Genomic DNA, 21,562 nt, shown 5'->3' with positions numbered 1-21,562 from the left:
TACGTCAAAAAGTATTGCCTCAGAAACTTAACGACTATGGATTGAAAATCCATAGGTTAGATTACGAATATAATTCGTGTGAGTGTCGACTATAAGTCGATTGAGAGATGAACTGAAAGTTCTTTGGTATGCACAATAATATGATAAATACAACCTCATCAATATTGATCGAATATCAATACTAAAACTCTCAACAGAATATGACTAACATAGAGATATTTAAATGTTTATAGAAGCTGAAAGCCTTGCACTGAAGGGCATAGTTTTAACTAGCGAACCTGAAAAATAAATATAAAGGCAATAACCGAGTGAAAACCTTTAGCTGTCGTGAACATTTCTATGTAATGAGTTTAGCACAACTCACTTACAGGGAAAGCCTGAGGAATATCGAAGCCTGTTTAAAAGTGCTTTCAAACAAATTATACCATAGCGGTATAAAACAGGCAGTATCAAAATCAACATTAGCGGAGGCTAATGAGAATAGGGACTAGCGCATTTATGCAGACTTTGCACAAATCCTGATAAAGGATGCGCGAAAGCTGTATAAAACAGACAATGATTTTTTACTTGATATTGACAACATGTCTTATGCTTTGGACAGCACTACCATTACATATTCCTGATTTTATGCCGATGCGATATATATTTGTCCAGCCGCTTTCTTATCGCTACAAATAGAAACCGTTCTTTGCACCAGCCTTTACTCTGTTTACACGCCGAATAGATATTTGAACAAAAAGAATAAATATTTTCCCATGAAAAACTTTGGCTATTCTTTTGAAAATTTAGTATTTTTGTTAATGAAAGTTTAACAAAAAAATGAAAGATAAAAAACGCGACACGGACAATCCTGATATATTTTTTGTAAAAAAAGATTCAGATGAAGAAACTTTCACTTCGCTCTTTTATGATTATAAAGATAAAATATATGGATTCTTTTTAGGGCTGACCCGGTCTCCGGCAAAAGCAGAAGATATGGTTCAGGAAATTTTTATGAAAATATGGCAAAAACGCGACAAACTTATACAAATCAGAAATATAAACGCTTATATCTATCATATCGCTCAAAATTATGCTATTGACCAACTCAGGAAAAAGAGCAATGATATCCTATTTTCTTTAGATGATTATAAAGGGAAAGAGGATACGGACACTTCAACTCAAACACCTCTCGAATCTTTAATAAACAAAGAACTAAGCAATGCCATAGCATATGCTATTGGGAAATTACCCTCTCAGCAAAGGAAAGTGTTTAACTTCCACTGTATAGATGGTTTGTCCCATGCCGAAATCGCGGACAAAATGAACATCTCCGTTTCTACTGTCCAAAACCACATGAGACAGGCGCTCATCAATATACGGATGTATGTATCGGATAATTATCCGATTTTATTATTATGCATGTATCTATCTATATTTTGATTTATAGCCATAACAACATAATAACCTGACCGCCGCCAGCAACCTTAAACTTTTACATTTTCACTTCCGTTCTTAATCAATACATTTTTCTCATACAGACATTATTAGCAATATTTTTTATTTACTTTACAAAACAACAAAAAAATATTGTTTAAGACAGCATTTGTAAGCAATTTTATCTATATCCTTGTCATTATAACTCATTAACAAAACATTTAATAGCAAAATTTCAAAAAAAACAACAACCGACTAGGTGCTTTTTTATATTTATTCGTCTTATATATTAAAGTGTGGTAATTCTTATCAAAAGAATCCCATATAGCGATTAGAACCATATATCCACATTACAATATAAAAAGCTGTATATAAGCTATCTGAAACAAAAGTATTCTTTTCTGTTGAAGAAGCATATTTTCATTAATTAACAATATATTGGATGATGAAAAAATATATATTCAAAGACTTACTGCGTAGTTACCTCCATGGAACGTATAGTAACGAAGATAAAGCTAAACTGGCCGATATGACCCGTTTCTTTACGGACAACCAACTGAGAAAAATCCTGTGGAATGTCTGGAACGAGTACGAGCCGGCAGAACACCTGTCGGACAAGCGGTCTAAAGAAATTCTGTCATCTATCCTTATTTCCGGATCGAAAGTTTCTACGATTACCCAACCTAAACGAAAAAGACTGTGGTTTCGTGTAGCTTCTGTGGCTGTCCTGCTAATCATTTTAGCCGGATTAGGCAATTATATGCTAAACCGGGATATACCTCCACAAGAGAATACTATTGTTTTGAAAGTCATGCATACACCAATGGATGAACCGGTTTCATATGTCCGGAATATTATGTTACCGGACGGTTCGCAAATCGTATTACAAGCCAACAGTACAGTCGAACTGGCTTCCGGTTTTGGAGCAGAAAGAAGAGAAATACGATTGGTTGGAGAGGCCTTTTTCGACATTAAATACAATACAGGAAAACCTTTTATCATATATAGCGGCGAACTGAAAACAACCGTATTGGGTACATCTTTCAATATCAAGGCATGGCCTGACGATGACCGTATCAGGGTAACTGTAACACGGGGAAAAGTCAGGGTGGAAAATACTAAACAAGTGTTAGCTAATCTATCGTTAAACGAAGAAATAGAATACAATAAAACAAAATTGGCGGGAAAAAAACTTATAGTTGACGAACAAGGCACAAAAGACGTGGTGGATTGGACAAAACAAGAGATGGAGTTTAATGGGATGAGTATAAAGGATATTGCTGTCGTATTGAGTAAACGGTACAATGTAGACATAGAAATTCGGGGCAGTAAGTTGACCAATACATTAATCGTAGCCTCATTCAGAGGGACGGAATCTTTGGAAAGCGTATTGGATATCCTATGCGTCATCAATTCGGCGACAAACTACATCATTGAAGGTAATAAAGTAACTATATATCAAATAGAACAATAAAAGTAAATATCGGATAAATCACACAAAAGCAATAGCTATACTATGATACATATGAATTCATCTTAAATTCCGGTAATATATAAAGGAACAATAATAAAAACCCTTCGATGATGGGGATTATACGAAGGGTTTTTTAGGGTTAAAACAAATTACTATTAGTTAATATTTTTCATTATAACCAATCACAAAGATATGAAAAGAAAACGACATTATATTCTTTGCATTGTGACGTTCATGCTATTGGTGTTATGCGGCTTTAATGCGTCTGCGCAATCGTTGCAAACGAAGATAGTGCTTGAACTGAAAAACCAACCGCTGAAAGACGGATTGGATCAGGTTGGAAAATTATCCGGTTTCAGGATGAATTATTCACTGACCCTTATTTCCGCATACAAGAACATTACCTTGCTAAAGTCGGAACGTACCGTTGATAATACATTGAAGGCATTACTGGTAAACACGAACCTGACCTATAGTGTAAGCAACGATAAGATTTTGATTATAGCCAAGCCGGAAACCACGGAGAACACAAAAACAGTTCAGCCTGAATCCCGGCAAGATCCGGAAACAAACAATGTTGTAATGACAGGTGTCATTACAGACATGGATAATAATCCGTTGCCAAGCGTATCCGTTCAGGTGAAGAACACAGGTCTGGCTGTACTTTCTAATGCTAACGGAGAATATTCCATTACAATACCCCAAGGCACAGAAACTAATCCGGTATTGATTTTCTCCTTTATCGGAATGAAACCGCAAGAAGTAAGGTATACAGGCAAAAACCTGAACATCGTAATGGAAGATACGGTAAATGTATTGGAGGATGTTATTATAACAGGGATTTCGACAAAAAAGAAAAACAGTTATACCGGGGCAGTAAGTGTAATTACCAATGAAGAGCTGCAATTGTTTCGCGGACGAAATATTTTTACAACATTGAGCAACATCGACCCATCTTTTAATGTGATCGAAAACAATGTTTGGGGCGCTGACCCAAACCGTTTACCGGAAATACAAATCCGTGGAACAGGAAACCTTCCCTCAATCAATCAGTTACAGGAACAAACCTCCACCGCGCTCAATACGCCTCTGATTATATTAAACGGCTTTGAAACCAACTTACAGCGTATGATGGACCTCAACGACCAGGAGATTTCATCCATATCCATATTGAAAGACGGCGCAGCTACGGCATTATATGGTTCGCGGGGGGCAAACGGTATTATCGTTATTACGACCAAAGAACCGGAGATAGGAAAGCTGAGATTATCGTTAAGGAGCGAAATGTCTCTGAACTTACCCGATTTAAGCAGCTATCATTTACTGAATTCCCGTGATAAATTGAAACTTGAGGAGATGTCGGGTTATTATGAAAATGCACTGAGAACACCGGCTCAAAACATTGCTCTTCAGCAATATTACAACGAAGTATTGGCAGAAGTAGCCAAAGGGGTCAATACCGATTGGCTGGCCAAACCTTTACATAACAGTATTGACCAGAACCACTACCTGAAATTAGAAGGTGGCGATCGTTCTTTTCAATACGCAATTAAAGCACAATATAACGACCGGCAAGGTGTTATGAAAGAATCAGGAAGAAAAGTATTTAACGGGGGTATTGATTTGACCTATAAGCATCAGCGCCTGACTTTCCGAAACTCCCTGATGATCGGACATACAAATCAGGAGGAATCCCCCTATGGGTCATTCTCCCAGTATGCGGAATTAAACCCGTATTGGAAACCGTATGATAATCAAGGGCATCTGGTTCGCTTTTTTACTCCATACAGTGACGTCTACTGGGGGCAAACAGGCAATCCCCGTTATAACGGCGCATGGACTAATCCGATGTACAATGCCACATTGAATACCTACAATAAGTCGGATTATACTGATATTACCAATAATTTTGCCATCGAATGGAAACCGTTGAGCGAATTATTCTTCAGGGGGTCTATTGCCATCGGAAGCAATACAAGTAATCATGATGTTTTTAAACCGGCCGACCATTCCGACTTTGCCGGATATACTGATGAGGACCTGTTTAGAAAAGGAAGTTATGCATATTCCAATGGAAAAAACTTCAATTATCAGGTAAATTTCTCCGTCAACTTTTCCAAGGTTTACGCAGAGAAACATTCGCTTTACGCGATGGCAAATGTAGATGTAACTCAAAACCAGGGACGGAGTTACAGTTTCCTTGCGGAAGGGTTCCCCGATGAATCGATAGACTTTTTGGGAATGGCTCTCCAGTACCAGAAAGACGGGAGTCCCGGCGGTTTAGAATCTACTACCCGCAGAATCGGTGTATTGGGAAATGCGAATTATATTTACGACAATCGTTATATGCTCGATTTTTCCTACCGTATGGATGGAGCTTCCCAATACGGAACCAACCGTCGTTTTGCACCGTTCTGGTCTGTTGGAGCAGGATGGAACCTCCACAACGAAGCCATTATCCGTGACAATTTGAAGTTTGTGAACCGCCTGAAAATACGTGGTTCTATCGGGACAACCGGCTCACAGGACTTTGCCGCTTATATGGCACTGGCCACATACAGGTACTATACCGACCGTCGCTACAATATATGGACAGGGGCTTACCAGGTTGCCTTAGGCAATAAGGATTTGCAGTGGCAGGTACGAAAAAAATACAACCTTGGGCTGGAAACGGATATATTTAATAGCCGTCTGAGGCTGGAAGCTGATATCTATAAAGAAAAAACATCGAACCTGTTATCCGATCTGGAATTGCCATATTCCAACGGATTCAGTACCTACACCGAAAATGTGGGCAATCTGGAGAGCCGCGGTTTTGAATTATCCGCTACTGTTTTTCTGATACAGGATTTGAAACGTGGGATATCGTGGTCCGTGAGAGGCATGGTTGCCCATGATAAGGACAAAATCGTGAAGTTATCGGAAGCGATGAAGGCCGCTAATGAAAAGTTGGCTTTGCTTGGAGGTTCCAGCCCGAACAAGATACTTCGCGAAGGAGATTCGCCAAGTACCATTTATGTGGTACAATCTTTGGGTATAGACCCGAGTACAGGGCGGGAACTGTATCTGACTAAAGAAGGTGAAGTGACTTATACATGGAATGCGCGCGACAGGATTGCCGTAGGAAACAGCCGGCCTAAATACAGGGGAAGTTTCAGCTCAATGTTCCGTTATAAAGACTTTACACTGAATGTTTCGTTTGGCTACCAGTGGGGAGGCCAGTTATACAACCAGACATTGCGGGATAAGGTGGAAGTTACCAACAAACTGATGAACGTGGACGAAAGGGTATTTACCGACCGGTGGAAACAGCCGGGCGACAAGGTTTTCTTCAGGGGTATAAACGATTATGACTACACCATGTCTGAGGCCACCTCCCGCTTTGTTCAGAACGAAAATACGTTGATTTGCCAGAACGCAACCCTTATGTATGAGATACGCGCGAAAAAATGGCTGGATATGCTGGGCGTACAAAATATGCAAGTATCCGCCAGTACAGGCGAGTTATTCTATATATCTTCTGTTAAGCGGGAACGCGGCACGAATTATCCGTTTACCCGCCAATTGATAATGTCTCTATCCTTAATGTTCTAAACAATAAAACGTATGAAAAAATATATAGTTGTAATAATATGGCTGCTTGGCAGCCTGTTGTACACAGGATGTAACGATTGGCTGGACGTAACGCCGGTAGATCAAAATCCGAAAAATAAATTATTTACAACCCAGAAAGGTTTCCGGAGCGCGCTTACCGGCGCATATATTCGTCTGAACGAAGAACGTGTATATGGAGGTGCGTTGATATGGAACGATGTTGAATATATGGCTTGTAATTGGTATAATACTTCGACAAACAATACCATACTGGCAGAATTATTAAATTGTAATTATAACAATGGTAATGTCAGGAGCAGGATGGACGGTATCTATGAAAATCTCTATAAAGTAATAGCCGATGTGAATAGTATCCTGGAGGAAATTGATGTACAACAGGCAGTATTCTCCGATGGCAATTACGAAATGATAAAAGGCGAAGCTCTTGCGATAAGGGCGTTCTGCCATTTCGATGTTCTACGCCTGTTTGGGCCAATGCCGATAAACGTAGGTGAAGGCGGGTTGCTGCCTTACGTAAAAACCGTTACCAAAGAGGTACACCCGGCGCTTACTTATAAGGATTATACGCAAGCTATTATAAGCGATTTGGACGAAGCGGAAATATTGCTGAAAAAAGTCGACCCGATCCTTACTTTTTCTATCGCCGATATGGCAATGAATGACCTGGATAAAGGAGATTTTACAACGGAGGATGATTATATCGCCGTTCGCCAGATACGGATGAATTACTATGCTGTACTGGCGATCAAAGCCCGCGTATATATGTGGTTATCCGCACAGGATGGATCCATGAAAGCCAATGGCGCCAGGTATGCGCAAATGGTAATCGACGCCAAGGATCATAACGGAACACCGACTTTCCGTCTGGGAACAGATGCTGACCGCGTAGCACAGGATTATACAATGTCGCCCGAACACATTATGGCATTGAGTGTCTACGACCTGACGAACAAAGCCAACAACCTTTTTGGCGAAACCGGTTCGCTTGCCCGTTACGATTTCTCGGTACAAGATGGTTTTTATTATCTGAATAATTTGTTTCCGGTAGCTGAACGGGTATCCGATATCCGCTGGAACGGGATGTGGAGCTATAAAACTCTTTCAGGTAAAACAAGCGAAGTGATGTATAAGAAATACATTCAAAACGTAAACGAATATGCGCGGGTTCTCCAGGTTCCTTTGCTGAGGTTAAGTGAAATGTATCTGATTCTTACCGAATGCGCCGAAACCAAAGCCACTGCCGAAACATCCTATAAATACTATTGCGGACAGAAAGGGATTCCTTTTACCGCGTTTTCCGATTCGGATTGGGAAACAGACCGGCGCAACAAGATGGTCAGGGAATATTGCCGCGAATTTTACGCGGAAGGGCAATCGTTCTTTACTTATAAACGCTACAATGTAACTACCCTGCCGTCTAGTTGGACTTACACATCTTTTTTGGGTAGCGCGGCAAAATATGTTGTTCCCAAACCATTGCGTGAAATAGAATACCACAATAAATAACTTACTATTATGAAGAAACTTATATATATACCGGTCATCATTATACTGATAGCCACGGGATGCTCGGAAACAGAGTACCTGTCGTATGCCGGGGCTGACCGTATACAGATGAGTGACACCGTGACAACGAATTTCACCTTTGTGTACGAGCTGTCCTCCGTAACCGTCGATACCGTATACATCAGGGTGAATACCATCGGGAATGTGGCAAACCACGACCGCGAAGTAAAATTGATACAGGTACCCGAATACAGTATCACATATGAGAGAGATCCCGTAACAGGAAATATAACAGATACCATCGAAACCGAATTACCGAACAAGGCTGTTCCGGGTCAACACTATGTGGACTTTTCCGATGCTTCCCTAAAAAAAATGTACGTGATAAAAGCGAATGAAGTAACAGCGTTGATTCCGGTCGTCCTGCTTCGCGACGCCAGCCTGAAGGATGCCAGTTTCCGACTGCGGGTACAATTGGACGAATCGGCCGAATTCGGATTAGGCGAGTTAAAAGCCCGTGCCAAAACTATCATATTCTCCGACCGGTTAGAACGTTTCTATTCGTGGCGGGTAGACAATTACCAAGCCGCGGCTTATGGTACATTGGGTAATTACAGTACCGTCAAGCACCAGTTTATGATAAATGTAATCGGCGAAGTGATCGATGAAGCCTGGTGGCAGGAGGTCAGCGCTGTCCAGGCTCAGGCTCATTACAGGAATCTACTCAAAGAAGCTCTGAATAAGTATAACAATGACCCTGTTAATATAGCAAACGGTACAGCGCCATTGCGTGAAACAAACAATCCCGGCAGCGCCTTGGTTACGTTTCCTTAATGAAGTTTAAAGATGAAATTTAGATTAATTACAGGTATGAAAAAAACATATAACTTATTACTAATAATCGCCTTGTTTCCTATCATGTTACACTCGTGCTTTGAAGACAGGAGCGATGATGGAACGGACGATCTTTTACCGGTTTTAGTTTCCGGTCTGGATAATCAATACGAAGTATACTCTTATCGGGACATATTGAGGATCGACCCGACAGTGCAAAACGAGAATCGCTACGAATTTTGCTGGCTCGTTTATTCCACCAAATACAACCCGAACGAACCGGCATTACCGAAGGCAGATACCCTGTCTTTTACAAAGAATTTGGATTATGAAGTATTTCTTGAACCGGGGCAATACATTCTTATATTTAATGTCCAGGATAAAGAAACAAAGGTAACCACTAAAATTACATCCGATTTATTTGTTTCCACCCTGAATATGAAGGGCTGGTATCTTCTTATTACAGAGAATAATAAAACAGATTTCGATTTTATATACAGCGGGGGCCGGATTGACAAGTGGATAAAGTCATACAACGGGGAAAGCCTCGACGGTAATGCCATAAAAGCGATTTTTTCGCCACAGATGAAACCCACGCCTACATCTTCCAATACATATAATACGTTTTTTGTCATTTCCGATAAAGATGCAGGTATTTACCGGATAGACAACGGATTAAAAGAAATGGGATATAATGATATGTTTTTTACGGCGCCTGACAATAAAAAGCCGGAAACCATATTGCAACCGACTTCTACGATGTATTCCATTCTTATTAATGACGGTAAGATGTATGTTTTAAATAAAGGGGGGCGTTTCGCGCATCCTCCGGTTTCTACATATAAGTTATCGCCGATTGCGGCTGTGGGTGCGATGCCCCTCCTGTTTGACGAAAATTCGAAGTCGATAGTTTTAGTCGACGGCGTTAATTTCCAAGTCATGCGTTCTCTAGGATCCGATTTGACTAATATGAATGCCGATATAGTCTGGATAGCCTCGTATATTAATGTTCGAAGCCAGGCTATAGCCTTGCTGCTTGTCAGGAAAGCCGATGGTTCGGGTACTATATTCAAGTTTAATGTGCTTTTCCAATACTTGTACGCTTATGGTAGTGGCACGCCCATTATTGAAAGTACAAAAGATTTCAGTCCATCACATGGCCTTATGAACGCCGATAAAATAGCAGGCAACTGTGAATATGACTATATTTATTATGCTAAAAATAATAATATATACCAGACCGATATAAATTCAGCTCCTGAAAAACTGTTGTTTACACTACCTGCGGGGGAGACTATTACCTGTATGCAGCATGTAAGGTTTCCTGATTCGTCTGCCGCGTCGACAGTTAACTATTTTGTTATAGCAACTACTGCCAATGGAAAATACAAGGTAAGATTTTATGACATTAGCACCATTGGCGAACTGGCTCCGTCATCATCTATGTCTGATATCGATGGAGATGGAAGTGTCGCATGTATCAATTACCTAGAACAAGGAAACGGTTCCAGGATATATTAAAAACAAGCGCCCAAAGTGCATGTTAAAAATGTTCTTGTTGTTGAGATATACTTCATATTCCCGGCATTAATATATTTAATAATGAAAATAATAGGTAAAATGAATAAACTTATACTGATTCTTGCGTTAATGTTCCTCTGGGTAATATGCGTTTCGGCTTCAGAACCTGATTCGACAGTTTTGGCAAAACAGCAGTCCGAGTTGTCTGCTGCTTTGCGGGAAAGCGACAAAAAGTTGTCGGACTGCCAACAGGCTTATTACGATGCCCAAAAGAATAAGGTAAAATATGATACTATCGGTCTGGCCCAATGGCGGTACGAAATGAAACTACTGAAGGATGAACGGAAAACGAAAGAGATCGCATTCATCAAATCGCATCCGGATTACTACGTCAGTATCAAAGCCCTTAATGATGTCATCGGACATTTACCTGATGACATACGGGTTTGTGATCAATTATTCAACGGACTGGATAAATCCGTGCGGGAGAGTCCGGAGGGGCTTAAGACCCGGGAAGTGATAGATCGCTTCCTGCGGGTTGCCGTTGGTGCGCTAGCTCCTGAATTCACGGCGAATGACACCATTGGTAAACCTGTCAGTCTCAATAATTTTAGAGGAAAATATCTACTGCTCGATTTTTGGGCAAGCTGGTGTGTCCCCTGCCGGGAGGAAAATCCTGTTATAGTAAAAGCATATCACCTGTTCAAAGACAAAAATTTCGAGATTCTTTCCGTGTCGCTCGATCAATCCGGCAAATACGACGCGTGGTTGAAAGCTATTCACGACGATGGGTTGGTATGGACACACGTTTCGGATTTGAAATATTGGGATAGCAAAGTAGCCCAGACGTACAGCATTCGCTCTATTCCGCAAAACTTCCTGTTAGACCCGCAAGGTAAAATCATCGCTATTAACATGCGTGGAACGGCGTTAATTAAAAAACTGGAAGAATTACTGAAATGAGCGGTTATTAATCCCGAATTTATAATTTTAGATTAACTATTTTATTGATAATTATAATCATATACATTAAACAATGATAAAATTGAAAATTCTGTTTATACTTTTATTCATAAACGGACTATCCCTTTCTGCACAACAGCAAACTGTATTACCGGCAGATACGGCAAAAAAAGAAACCGTAAAACCGGTAGAAACAAAGCCTAACAACCAGCCGAAACCCTATAAAGAGGTCATTACGGACAAAGCGATAACGAAGCATGGCCTACTGGATGTACACCGGATAGATGACAGGTTCTTCATGGAAATACCGGACACATTGTTAGGCCGCGACATATTGGTCGTGAATCGTATAGCGAAAGCGGCAGCAGGGATTCGTCCACAAATACATGTTTATGCAGGCGACCAGATAGGAGAAAACGTCATTCGCTTTGAACGCGGACCATCCAACAAGGTATTTATCCGTAGAATGATTTTTACCGAGAACTCGGCAGACAGTACAGCAAACGGAATGTACCGTTCGGTGGTCAGATCGAATATACAACCGATATCGGCATCCTTTGCCATTAAGGCTTTCGGCGGTGACAGCCTGAAAATCAAAACGTCTGTTATCGACGTTACCGACTTCCTGCAAACTGAAAATGAAATTTTTTATTTTAATTCGACAGTAAAAAAAAGCCTTTCGATCGGAGCTGTCCAAAACGATATGTCATATATCAACGATATTTGTCCCTACCCGGCTAATGTGGAAATACGTACGGTACGGTCGTACTCGAAAGTATCGACCGACCCTAACGCCGGCGTATCAACACTGCCTATTACCTACGAGTTGAACAGTTCGCTGTTATTGCTGCCCGAGACCCCCATGAGGCCGCGGTATGCCGATGCCCGTGTAGGATTCTTTTCCAGAGGTTTTTATGATTTTGACAGCAATCCCCAGGGGGTAAAAGAGAAAGCATTCATTACCCGCTGGCGTCTGGAACCTAAGGCCGAAGATCGTGCCAAATATTTGCGTGGCGAACTGGTGGAGCCGAAAAATCCAATCGTCTATTACATCGATCCCGCCACACCAAAAAAATGGGCGCCTTATTTGATCGCCGGAGTGAACGACTGGCAGGAAGCATTTGAACAAGCCGGATTCAAGAATGCCATAAAAGCATTGCCTGCACCTGAAAATGACTCGACATGGAGTATTGCCGACGCCCGTCACAGCATGATTGTTTATAAACCTTCGGCTATAGCTAACGCAAGCGGGCCGCATGTGCATGATCCCCGCAGCGGAGAAATTATGGAGACTCATATCAACTGGTACCATAATATCATGCAATTATTACGTAACTGGTATATGATACAAGCCGGGGCTATCGATTCACGGGCTAATACCATGCAGTTCGACGACGAATTGATGGGCCAGCTGATTCGTTTCGTATCCTCACACGAAGTGGGGCACACATTGGGCTTGAGGCATAATTACGGTTCAAGTTCAACTGTACCTGTTGAAAAGCTACGTGATAAAAACTGGGTGGAAAAACACGGGCATACACCTTCTATTATGGACTATGCACGCTTCAACTACGTAGCGCAACCTGAAGACAAGATAGGTGAAAAAGGAATATTCCCCCGTATTGGCGACTATGATAAATGGGCGATAGAATGGGGATACAGGTGGTTTCCCCAATTTAAAACACCCGAAGATGAAGAACCCTACCTAAACCGGTGGATTATTAAGCAGTTGAAGAGTGACAAGCGATATTTCTTCGGCGGTGAATACGAAAGTACCGATCCGCGTTCGCAAAGCGAAGACTTGGGAGACGACCCTATCCTTGCAAGTTCTTATGGATTGAAAAACCTGCAACGTATATTGCCCCGGTTGAAAGATTGGACGCGCATGGAAAACGAAGGTTATGAAAACTGGCAGGCAATGTACATCGAATTGCTTAAGCAATACAGGCTTTACATGGCGCATGTGCTTAAATTGATCGGTGGCAAATATGCCACATACAAAAGTATAGAACAGGATGGAGCAATCTATGAACCGGTAGAATATGAGAAACAAAAAGCCGCAATGAAGTTCCTCGCTGAAAATCTTTTCGAAACGCCCCGATGGTTGCTTAGCGATACGATTGGTTCGTACATGGCTTTAAATCCGGCAATATATATCGGCTCTGCCCAATATGCCGCATTAGTGCGTTTACAGGGATCGGATATTCTGTTAGGGTTCACAAAAAACCAGGCCAAAGGAGATAAAGGGTATGGAATCTCTGAATTTCTGAATGACCTTAAACAAGCGATATGGACAGAAATCTATACACATAAACCTATCGATATTTACCGGCGCGACCTACAAAAGCTATACATCGACAATACATTCAAATCTTTTAAGTCTGTGAATGAAATTGTCGGGGCAAATAACGGAAATGGGTTGATACTATACATAAATCCCGACCCTACCCGTTCGGACGTTTCCAGTATTATCCGTGCTCACCTGCTTTCTCTTTGCGACGATATAAATAAAGAAATTATACGAACGGACGATGAATTGACAAAATATCATTTACAGGACATCGTAAGCCGTATTAAGAAAGGATTAGATGTAGAAGAAAAAAAATAATAGCTGATGAATAACCTGTAAATAATATAGCTTAACAGCCCTTACTTGCGATAAGTAAGGGCTGTCTTTTAATCACAGATCCTCGAAATATTTACAATAATAGTCGGTATGCTCTGCTTGCAGGGACCACCCTATAAGGCAGAACCTACAGCCTAGCATGGCTTTATCTATTGCTAAGCATTATGGGCTAGTGTCTTTTTTACATCTAACGGAAAACAGCATAGCTCGGTATCCAGCACCCCGAAATACACCGCTCCTTTCAGGGCTAAAACTTCTCATCCAAGTGTAATCCCCATCCAGATATATATCCCTTTCTTATACAGGCTGGAGTTATAGTTTACAATGTCGCTTGTTCCCATTGCAGCTATTTTTCTCTTTTTTCTTTCTTTTCCAGTTTCCTCCTCTTTCTATTTTCACTAAAACACCAGAGTATAGTACTTCAAGTATAGTAGCGAGACAGATATAGCTGCAAGTGTCGGTTGATAACAACTCATGTCTTTATTGTTCTACCAATTGATAACAAATTACTCCATTAAAAATGTATGTTTTGAAGTGCCGAATACTTAAGCCTTAAATAATAATATTGTCTATCTATTATTTTTTTTATCTATTTATAGATTGTTCGGGCAGGAGTAAATTTGCATCGGATAAAAGAATGTGATAGGAATATATATGTGATGTGAATGAAGATTTTCTTAGGTATATAACTTAAATACATTAAATTAATATGAAAAAGAGTACACTGATTCTTTACTTACTGCTATTTTCAACTTTCTCATTATTTGCTCAAACGGCGAAAAAAGAAATTATTGTAGCGCCGGTTCTTTCGGATTTTCCTGTTGCCTATTGTCTGTTGACCCATGGTGATAAACAGTTTGTAGCTTATTATGCTCCTGATCATCAGATGATAGTGGCATCCCGTAATATTAGCGAAGATACATGGATTTATCAAACTTTACCTTCAAAAATAGGGTGGGATGGTCATAATTCCATTGCAATGAAGGTGGATAGCGACAATCAGATTCATTTGAGTGGGAATATGCATGTAGATACTCTGATGTATCTTAGAACTACCACACCATTGGATATTACTTCTTTTAAAGAAATTCATTATATGACGGGTAAGAATGAAACGAAAGTGACTTATCCGGCTTTTATGACAGGCCCGGAAAACGCTTTTATCTATCATTACAGAGACGGGGGCAGTGGTAATGGAAATGAAATATTCAATGTGTATGATGTGAAGACGCAGACATGGAGTCAACTTCTTGATAAACCTTTGACGGATGGAAAGAACCTTCGAAATGCTTATATGACTGGCCCGGGTTTGGGGCCTGATGGCTATTATCACTTGGTTTGGGTTTGGCGGGATTCATACCGTTGCGAGACAAATAATCATCTTTCTTATGCCCGTAGCCGTAATCTGAAAGATTGGGAGAGTGTGGATGGTAAACGAGTAAAGCTTCCGATAACGATTGAACAGAAAGAGCTGTGGGTGGATCCAGTCCCGGTAGAAGGCGGCCTTATCAACGGAGGGCCACTCGCCGGATTTGATAATAAAAACCATTTGCTTATCACTTATTCTAAATTTGATAAAAACGGAAATAATCAAGCTTATATCGCCCGTGTCAATCAAGGTAAATGGGAAATAAAACAAATCAGTAATTGGAATTACAGATGGTACTTTTCGGGTGGAGGTGGTATTCCTTTTGAAATTGTCATAAAGGGAGCTCAGAAGTATGGGAATAATCTGGTGAAGATAAATTATGATCATATTAAATACGGAGAAGGGTATTGGCTGGTTGATGAAAATACATTAAAAGCAGTTAAGGATGTGGTTGTTAAGTCTCCGCTAGAAAAGAAAAAGGCTGAAGACAAACCTGCATCATCTATGGTCAAAAAGATATCTAATGATTGTGGTAAAGGTTGTAAAGGAAAAAAATTCCATCTGGAATGGGAAACTTTACCTCAAAACCGTGATACGATGCGAGTAGGGGTACATGTTGAACCTGCCATACTGAAAGTTATAGAGGAAACTGTTCAGTAAAAGCCCAAGAACCAATAGTCGTTATGTAAGTAATCCGTCATTGACAAATTTCAATTAATGACAGGTTTGAATAGAAATAGTAATTTAAAGATCATATAAACTAAAATACGTATGAATAAGCAATTGTGTAGTTTCCTTCTGTCAATAATCTTGATTTCGTGTTCCGTGGAGCAACGTCCGGATTATACTCAGTATGTCAATCCGTTAATAGGTAATGCTGATAATGGCCATACATTTCCGGGTGCCTGTGTACCTTTTGGTCTGGTGCAAGTGAGTCCTGAGTCAGGTACTGGCTCTTGGAGATACTGTTCTGGATTTAATTATGATGATGATTATATCGATGGTTTTGCGCAAACCCATCTGAATGGTACGGGATTGCCCGACTTGGGTGATGTTCTCCTGTTGCCTTTCTGTAACGAATTACCGGATAATGCTTATAAAAGCAGCTATGATAAAGATACTCAAAAAGCGTCTGCCGGTTATTATGCTGTAAACTTAACGGATGCCAATGTGGATGTGGAGCTTACCGCAACTGCTCATACATCTTTCCATAAGTATGTGTTTAAAGACGGTAATCCTCGTATCTTGCTCGATCTGCAAAGAGGGCTGGTCAATAGTTCGGAACGATTGAAAACGCATGTTCTGAATGCCAATATTTCAATGCCGGATGCTTATACCATTATGGGGCATAATGAGGTAACGGAATGGGTGCAAAGACAGTATTTTTATGTAATCAAGTTTGATAAACCTTATACCGTAAAGGAAGAATTCCCAATACAGGAAGGTGAAAAGGGCAAGCGCCTTATTCTCTCATTTGATGGTGGCAAAGAAGAGGTCGTACAAGTAAAAATCGCCCTGTCTTCGGTTAGTATGGACGGGGCTCTTACATCATTGGAAAAAGAAAATCCGAACTGGAGTTTTGAAGGTGTAAGACAGAAAGCTGTTGACCAGTGGAATGAATTATTGTCCCGTGCCCGGGTTGATGGTACAGACGAAGAAAAGGTGAACTTTTATACCTCCATGTATCATTTATTCATTCAGCCTAATAATATAGCCGATTTGGATGGTAAGTACAGAGGAGCGGATGACAATGTTTATATTTCACCTACCGGTGTTTATTATTCAACTCTCTCTTTGTGGGATACTTATCGTGCTGCACATCCTTTATATACTATTCTGGCTCCCGAAAGAGTGGATGGTATGATACAAACGATGATCGATCATTATAAAGTCAAGGGAGCTCTTCCTATTTGGGCCTTGTGGGGAAAAGAAAATTATTGTATGATTGGCAATCATTCTATTCCGGTTATTGTAGATGCTTATCTGAAAGGCTTTAAAGGATTTAATGCAGAAGATGCTTATGAAGCGATTAAAGGTTCTTCCATGGCCAGTCATCTGAATTCAGATTGGGAGGTTTATAATAAATATGGCTATTATCCATTTGATATTATTGAAACAGAATCCATATCCAGGACACTTGAATCCGGTTTTGATGACTACTGTGTGGCACAAATGGCAAAAGTTTTGGGTAAAACTGGAGATTATGAATACTTTAAAAAACGATCTGAGTTTTATAAAAACTTGTTTAATTCGCAGACCAATTTAATGAGAGGTAAGGATTCTAAAGGCAATTGGCGTACTCCCTTTAATCCGTTCTTGTTATCCCATGCTTCTACTTCCGGAGGCGATTATACAGAAGGGAATGCATGGCAATATACTTGGCACGTACAACACGACGTACAAGGCTTAATCGATCTGATGGGAGGTAACGGCAATTTTGTTACTAAACTCGATTCGTTGTTCTATCTGGATGAACGAATTGAGGGAGGCGGATTTGTATCGGATGTTACCGGATTGATAGGTCAGTATGCACATGGAAACGAACCCAGCCATCATGTGGCCTATCTTTATAACTACGCTGGCAGAAAGGACAAAACACAAGCGCTTATCAGAGAAATCTTTGATCGTTTTTATTTGCCGAAACCGGATGGCCTGTGTGGAAATGATGACTGTGGACAAATGTCTGCCTGGTATTTATTCTCGGCTATGGGCTTTTATCCGGTAAATCCGGCCGGAGGAGAATATGCATTGGGTGCGCCACAGGTGAGCAAGGTCGTTTTGACACTCCCTGGTAACAAAACTTTCACGATGGAAGCCAAAGGGCTTTCTAAAGAAAACAAGTATGTGAAGTCTGTTGCGTTGAATGGAAAGACTGTAGAAGGTTTGTCTATACATCACAAAGACATTATGGACGGCGGTACGTTGGTATTTACAATGACAGATCAACCTGATAACAAAGACACTAACCAATAATCTTTAGAAAATGAAACTATATATAAAGTATCTTTTTTTTGTTACTTGCTTTCTCTTTGGGGAAATGTCAGGTTTTGCACAATCTTTCATTCATCCGGGGATAGATATGAATAAACAAGACCTGGAATATATGAGGGGGCAGGTTCTGGAGGAAAAAGAACCATGGAAAAAATCTTTTGATTTTTTGAAAGAAAATGTACCTTCTGATTTTCAGTTTACATCTTATGCCCATGTCATTAGCGGCCCGTTTGCAAAACCGGATGTAGGAGGAAATGAACTTTCAAGATGTTCCAGAATGGCTTATAGCTATGCTGTATTATGGTACATTACGAAAGATGAAAGTTATGCACGGAAAGCCATAGAGATTATCGATGGTTGGTCTTCCAAACTGCGTAGTTTTGACGAAAACAACGCTAAATTGTTGGTGGCGCTTACTGGCTATGAGTTTTGTAATGCGGCAGAAATTCTCCGTTATAGTTATCCAGGTTGGACAGAAAAAAATACAGAGAGCATGACACATCTTATGATGTCTGTTTATTTTCCTGTTATCCGCTATTATTTTGCAGATGCCAATGGTAATTGGGATGGCGCTATTATGCATACGTTGATATCTATAGCTGTCTTTACAGATAATAAAGAGTTGTTTGATAATGTGGTTTACCATTATCTTCATGCACCGGCCAATGGTAGCCTTGTGAAGTATATTTATCCTAGCGGCCAATGTCAGGAAACATGCAGAGATCAGGGACATGTACAAATGGGATTGTATGAGTTTTTCGGTACAGCCCGTATTGCTCATACTCAAGGAGTCGACTTATTAAGTGCGGCCGACAACCGTTTAGCCTTGGGATTGGAATATACAGCCAAATGGGTGATTGGGGGAGATGTATTTGCCTATGGTGTTCCTGCCGAAAGGGAAAGATATAGATATCGTGGCGGGTTCGAATTCTGTCTGGATTATTATACTTCCAAAGGAATAGATATGCCCAATTTGCGCGAACTTATCAGCCGTACTACCGTAAACAGGCTGGACAACGCACTCTGGAAGCTGACTTCTTATTGTGTGAAGTTGTATAAAACTACTCCGGCCCTGCAAGAACTGAAGCCCAGCCGGATAGCTTATATGGCCGGTGCTAAAGGTCAAAGTGAACCAAATACCATGAAAGATGTGGTAATCATACAGACTAATCAGGATTTACAATCGGTACTGAACTCGCATGCCGGTTCGGGAAAAACATTATTATTGCGTAAAGGAGAATATCGGTTGAAAGAATCTTTGATGATTCCATCAGGTATCCATTTGCGTGGAGAAGGCCTGAACACAGTACTGATTTGTGAATCCGCTGTTCGTACAGCTGCCATTATGTTAAAAGATTTGGATGCCCATGACATTACCATCGAGAATCTGGTATTGGATGGAGCTTGGGAACATGATGCCGGTTCCGACCCCAATACAGGAAGATTTCAGCGTACAGGGCGCCTCAGCAATACCCTAACCGGAATTTCGTTTAGGGGAGAGGCGGGGCACGATTTGCGGAATGTGATATTCAAAGATTTGACAGTCATTAATTTTTCTCGCTCCGGAGTTTATCTTTCGGATGTACAAGGAGTAGAAATAGACAGGTGTAACTTTTCGGATAATGGTTCGCATGTGGTACCAGGTCCAAGATTGCAACACAACTTGTTGATTCATCATTCCCAAGGTATCCGGATCAGGAACTCAAGATTTGATACCTCTTTGCGCGGGTGCGGTATTTTGGCGGAACATTGTCAAAACATCTATATTGAAGCATGTGAAGTGGCCAGGAACGGCTGGCATGGTATTATGATGGCAGAGTGTCAGGATGGGGTTACCGAAGGTTGCCTGATAGAAGGAAATGACGGTTGTGGATTTTATGGTGATTATTTTTACAGCGGATCGAAAAATCTTTCCGTAAAGAATAATAAGATCCAGTACAATAATGAGTATGCTGTCAAGTGTTTTGCTGTCACAGGTTTATCTATAGGAAACAATGTATATAGATGGAATGGGGCTGAAGATAAACAGGAATATGTGTCTTCAAGAAAGAAGTTGCAATTAGAAAATTTATATAGCGATAAATAACATTAAGAAACTGTTTAAATTTATGACTATCGGCAATTATACCATCCGATGAATAAAAAGAGCATAAAAAAGTTGCTGAGAATTATTTGTCAGGGTACCCAATAACTTTTTTCGCTAAAATTTAAACAGTTTCTAAGTCCGTCATCTAAGTCGAAATTAGTATTATCCTTTTTTCATTTGTTTATATTGCCTCGGAGACATTCCCATAATCTTATGAAAGAGCCGGGAAAAATAATAGCAATCTTCTACTCCTATTTTGTAACAAACCTGGTTGATTTTTATGTCGGAGAAATCCAGTAATTGACATGCATATTGGATCTTTAGTTGATTGAAATAGGCTAAAGGTGCATATCCGGTGTATTTGCTGAATAATGCTGAAAAATGTGATACAGAATATCCGGTGTGTGCAGCGATTTCGTGCAAGGTTAATTTCTTTTCAATACTTTCATTCATAAAATGAATAGCAGCAGTTACAATATTTTGATCGTCGGATGTTTTAGGTATAGCGCTACGATATTGTTGCAAATAGCGTACTGAACCTAAATAGTGATAAAAAGTAGAACAGGCATAAAGCAAACTTTCGTGGCTATATCCCATATTTAAAGTCTGTAGAATTTCCTCAAACATATTCGTACGATCAGTAATTCGCGAATGAATATTGGGATTTATTTCGATAGGATGGATGCATTGCTTGGCAAAATGGGGCGCAAGTTTACCTTTAAAATGTATCCAATAGATTGTCCATGGATTTTTCTCATTGGCTCCGTACGAATGCGCATGTCCGGCAGGCAATATAAAGTATTGATTAGCAGATACTTGATATTCTTTACCTAGTGTTTTATACCACCCTTCTCCATCCGTACAATATATGAGTATATATTGTGAAATCGGATCTTTTCTTTCCCGGAAATGATGATTAGCTTTCGGATAATAGCCTATATCTGTAATATGTAAAATGGCTGAAATGGGATCATCTTCCATCTCTCGAATGATGGCAGGAGGGAGCACAATGGCACGTTCCCCGCGAAAACCGTCTTTAAGTTTCGGCATAATGTTAGATCTTAAGAATAACAAGTGGTAAAGATATAATTAGTTTCGGAAAATAATCCATCTTTATTCTTTTTTATCTATTTTTTATCTTTAAAAAATGAGTTTTTTTTG

The 21,562-nt window shown here is 40.3% G+C and carries 13 protein-coding genes; 12 read left to right on the top strand and 1 reads right to left on the bottom strand.

Annotation, left to right across the window (positions count from 1 at the left end; translation table 11 throughout):
• The first annotated feature begins 278 nt into the window (after positions 1 to 278).
• From ACYPZI_RS02370 to ACYPZI_RS02315, 12 genes are all read left to right on the top strand, one after another.
• Positions 279 to 491, top strand: coding sequence for a DUF4372 domain-containing protein (locus tag ACYPZI_RS02370; RefSeq protein ID WP_459598463.1), 213 nt, complete (start codon positions 279 to 281; stop codon positions 489 to 491).
• 328 nt (positions 492 to 819) lie between these two features.
• Entirely contained in the window at positions 820 to 1,422 is a 603-nt protein-coding gene (locus ACYPZI_RS02365; RefSeq protein ID WP_459598228.1) for an RNA polymerase sigma factor, read from the top strand.
• 436 nt (positions 1,423 to 1,858) lie between these two features.
• Complete coding sequence (locus tag ACYPZI_RS02360; protein ID WP_459598226.1) at positions 1,859 to 2,890, top strand: FecR family protein; 1,032 nt, start codon at positions 1,859 to 1,861, stop codon at positions 2,888 to 2,890.
• 192 nt (positions 2,891 to 3,082) lie between these two features.
• Positions 3,083 to 6,484, top strand: coding sequence for a SusC/RagA family TonB-linked outer membrane protein (locus ACYPZI_RS02355; protein ID WP_459598224.1), 3,402 nt, complete (start codon positions 3,083 to 3,085; stop codon positions 6,482 to 6,484).
• Positions 6,485 to 6,496: 12 nt separating this feature from the next.
• Complete coding sequence (locus tag ACYPZI_RS02350) at positions 6,497 to 8,011, top strand: RagB/SusD family nutrient uptake outer membrane protein (RefSeq protein ID WP_459598222.1); 1,515 nt, start codon at positions 6,497 to 6,499, stop codon at positions 8,009 to 8,011.
• Positions 8,012 to 8,020: 9 nt separating this feature from the next.
• Positions 8,021 to 8,845: a DUF4843 domain-containing protein gene (locus ACYPZI_RS02345; protein ID WP_459598220.1), complete on the top strand. Its 825-nt coding sequence runs from the start codon at positions 8,021 to 8,023 to the stop codon at positions 8,843 to 8,845.
• A 12-nt stretch (positions 8,846 to 8,857) separates the two neighbouring features.
• The gene (locus ACYPZI_RS02340; protein ID WP_459598218.1) at positions 8,858 to 10,366 is read left to right on the top strand and encodes a PKD-like family lipoprotein; all 1,509 of its coding nucleotides are present in this window, start codon (positions 8,858 to 8,860) and stop codon (positions 10,364 to 10,366) included.
• A gap of 99 nt (positions 10,367 to 10,465) precedes the next feature.
• Positions 10,466 to 11,329: a peroxiredoxin family protein gene (locus tag ACYPZI_RS02335; RefSeq protein ID WP_459598216.1), complete on the top strand. Its 864-nt coding sequence runs from the start codon at positions 10,466 to 10,468 to the stop codon at positions 11,327 to 11,329.
• Between the two features lie 73 nt (positions 11,330 to 11,402).
• Positions 11,403 to 13,937, top strand: a complete 2,535-nt coding sequence (locus ACYPZI_RS02330; RefSeq protein WP_459598214.1) for a zinc-dependent metalloprotease — start codon at positions 11,403 to 11,405, stop codon at positions 13,935 to 13,937.
• A gap of 727 nt (positions 13,938 to 14,664) precedes the next feature.
• Positions 14,665 to 15,984 carry a BNR repeat-containing protein gene (locus tag ACYPZI_RS02325; RefSeq protein WP_459598212.1) on the top strand — a complete coding sequence of 440 codons (1,320 nt, stop codon included), beginning with the start codon at positions 14,665 to 14,667 and terminating at the stop codon, positions 15,982 to 15,984.
• A gap of 111 nt (positions 15,985 to 16,095) precedes the next feature.
• The gene (locus ACYPZI_RS02320) at positions 16,096 to 18,297 is read left to right on the top strand and encodes a GH92 family glycosyl hydrolase (protein ID WP_459598210.1); all 2,202 of its coding nucleotides are present in this window, start codon (positions 16,096 to 16,098) and stop codon (positions 18,295 to 18,297) included.
• A gap of 10 nt (positions 18,298 to 18,307) precedes the next feature.
• Positions 18,308 to 20,401: a right-handed parallel beta-helix repeat-containing protein gene (locus ACYPZI_RS02315; protein ID WP_459598208.1), complete on the top strand. Its 2,094-nt coding sequence runs from the start codon at positions 18,308 to 18,310 to the stop codon at positions 20,399 to 20,401.
• 162 nt (positions 20,402 to 20,563) lie between these two features.
• Here the strand turns inward: ACYPZI_RS02315 and ACYPZI_RS02310 are convergent, their stop codons facing one another.
• The gene (locus ACYPZI_RS02310) at positions 20,564 to 21,451 is read right to left on the bottom strand and encodes an AraC family transcriptional regulator (RefSeq protein WP_459598206.1); all 888 of its coding nucleotides are present in this window, start codon (positions 21,449 to 21,451) and stop codon (positions 20,564 to 20,566) included.
• Between the last annotated feature and the right edge of the window lie 111 nt (positions 21,452 to 21,562).

The sequence above is a fragment of the Dysgonomonas reticulitermitis genome (assembly GCF_054601275.1).
The sequence above is the reverse complement of the archived record's forward strand: the minus strand, read 5'-3'. Positions and strand labels throughout refer to the sequence as shown.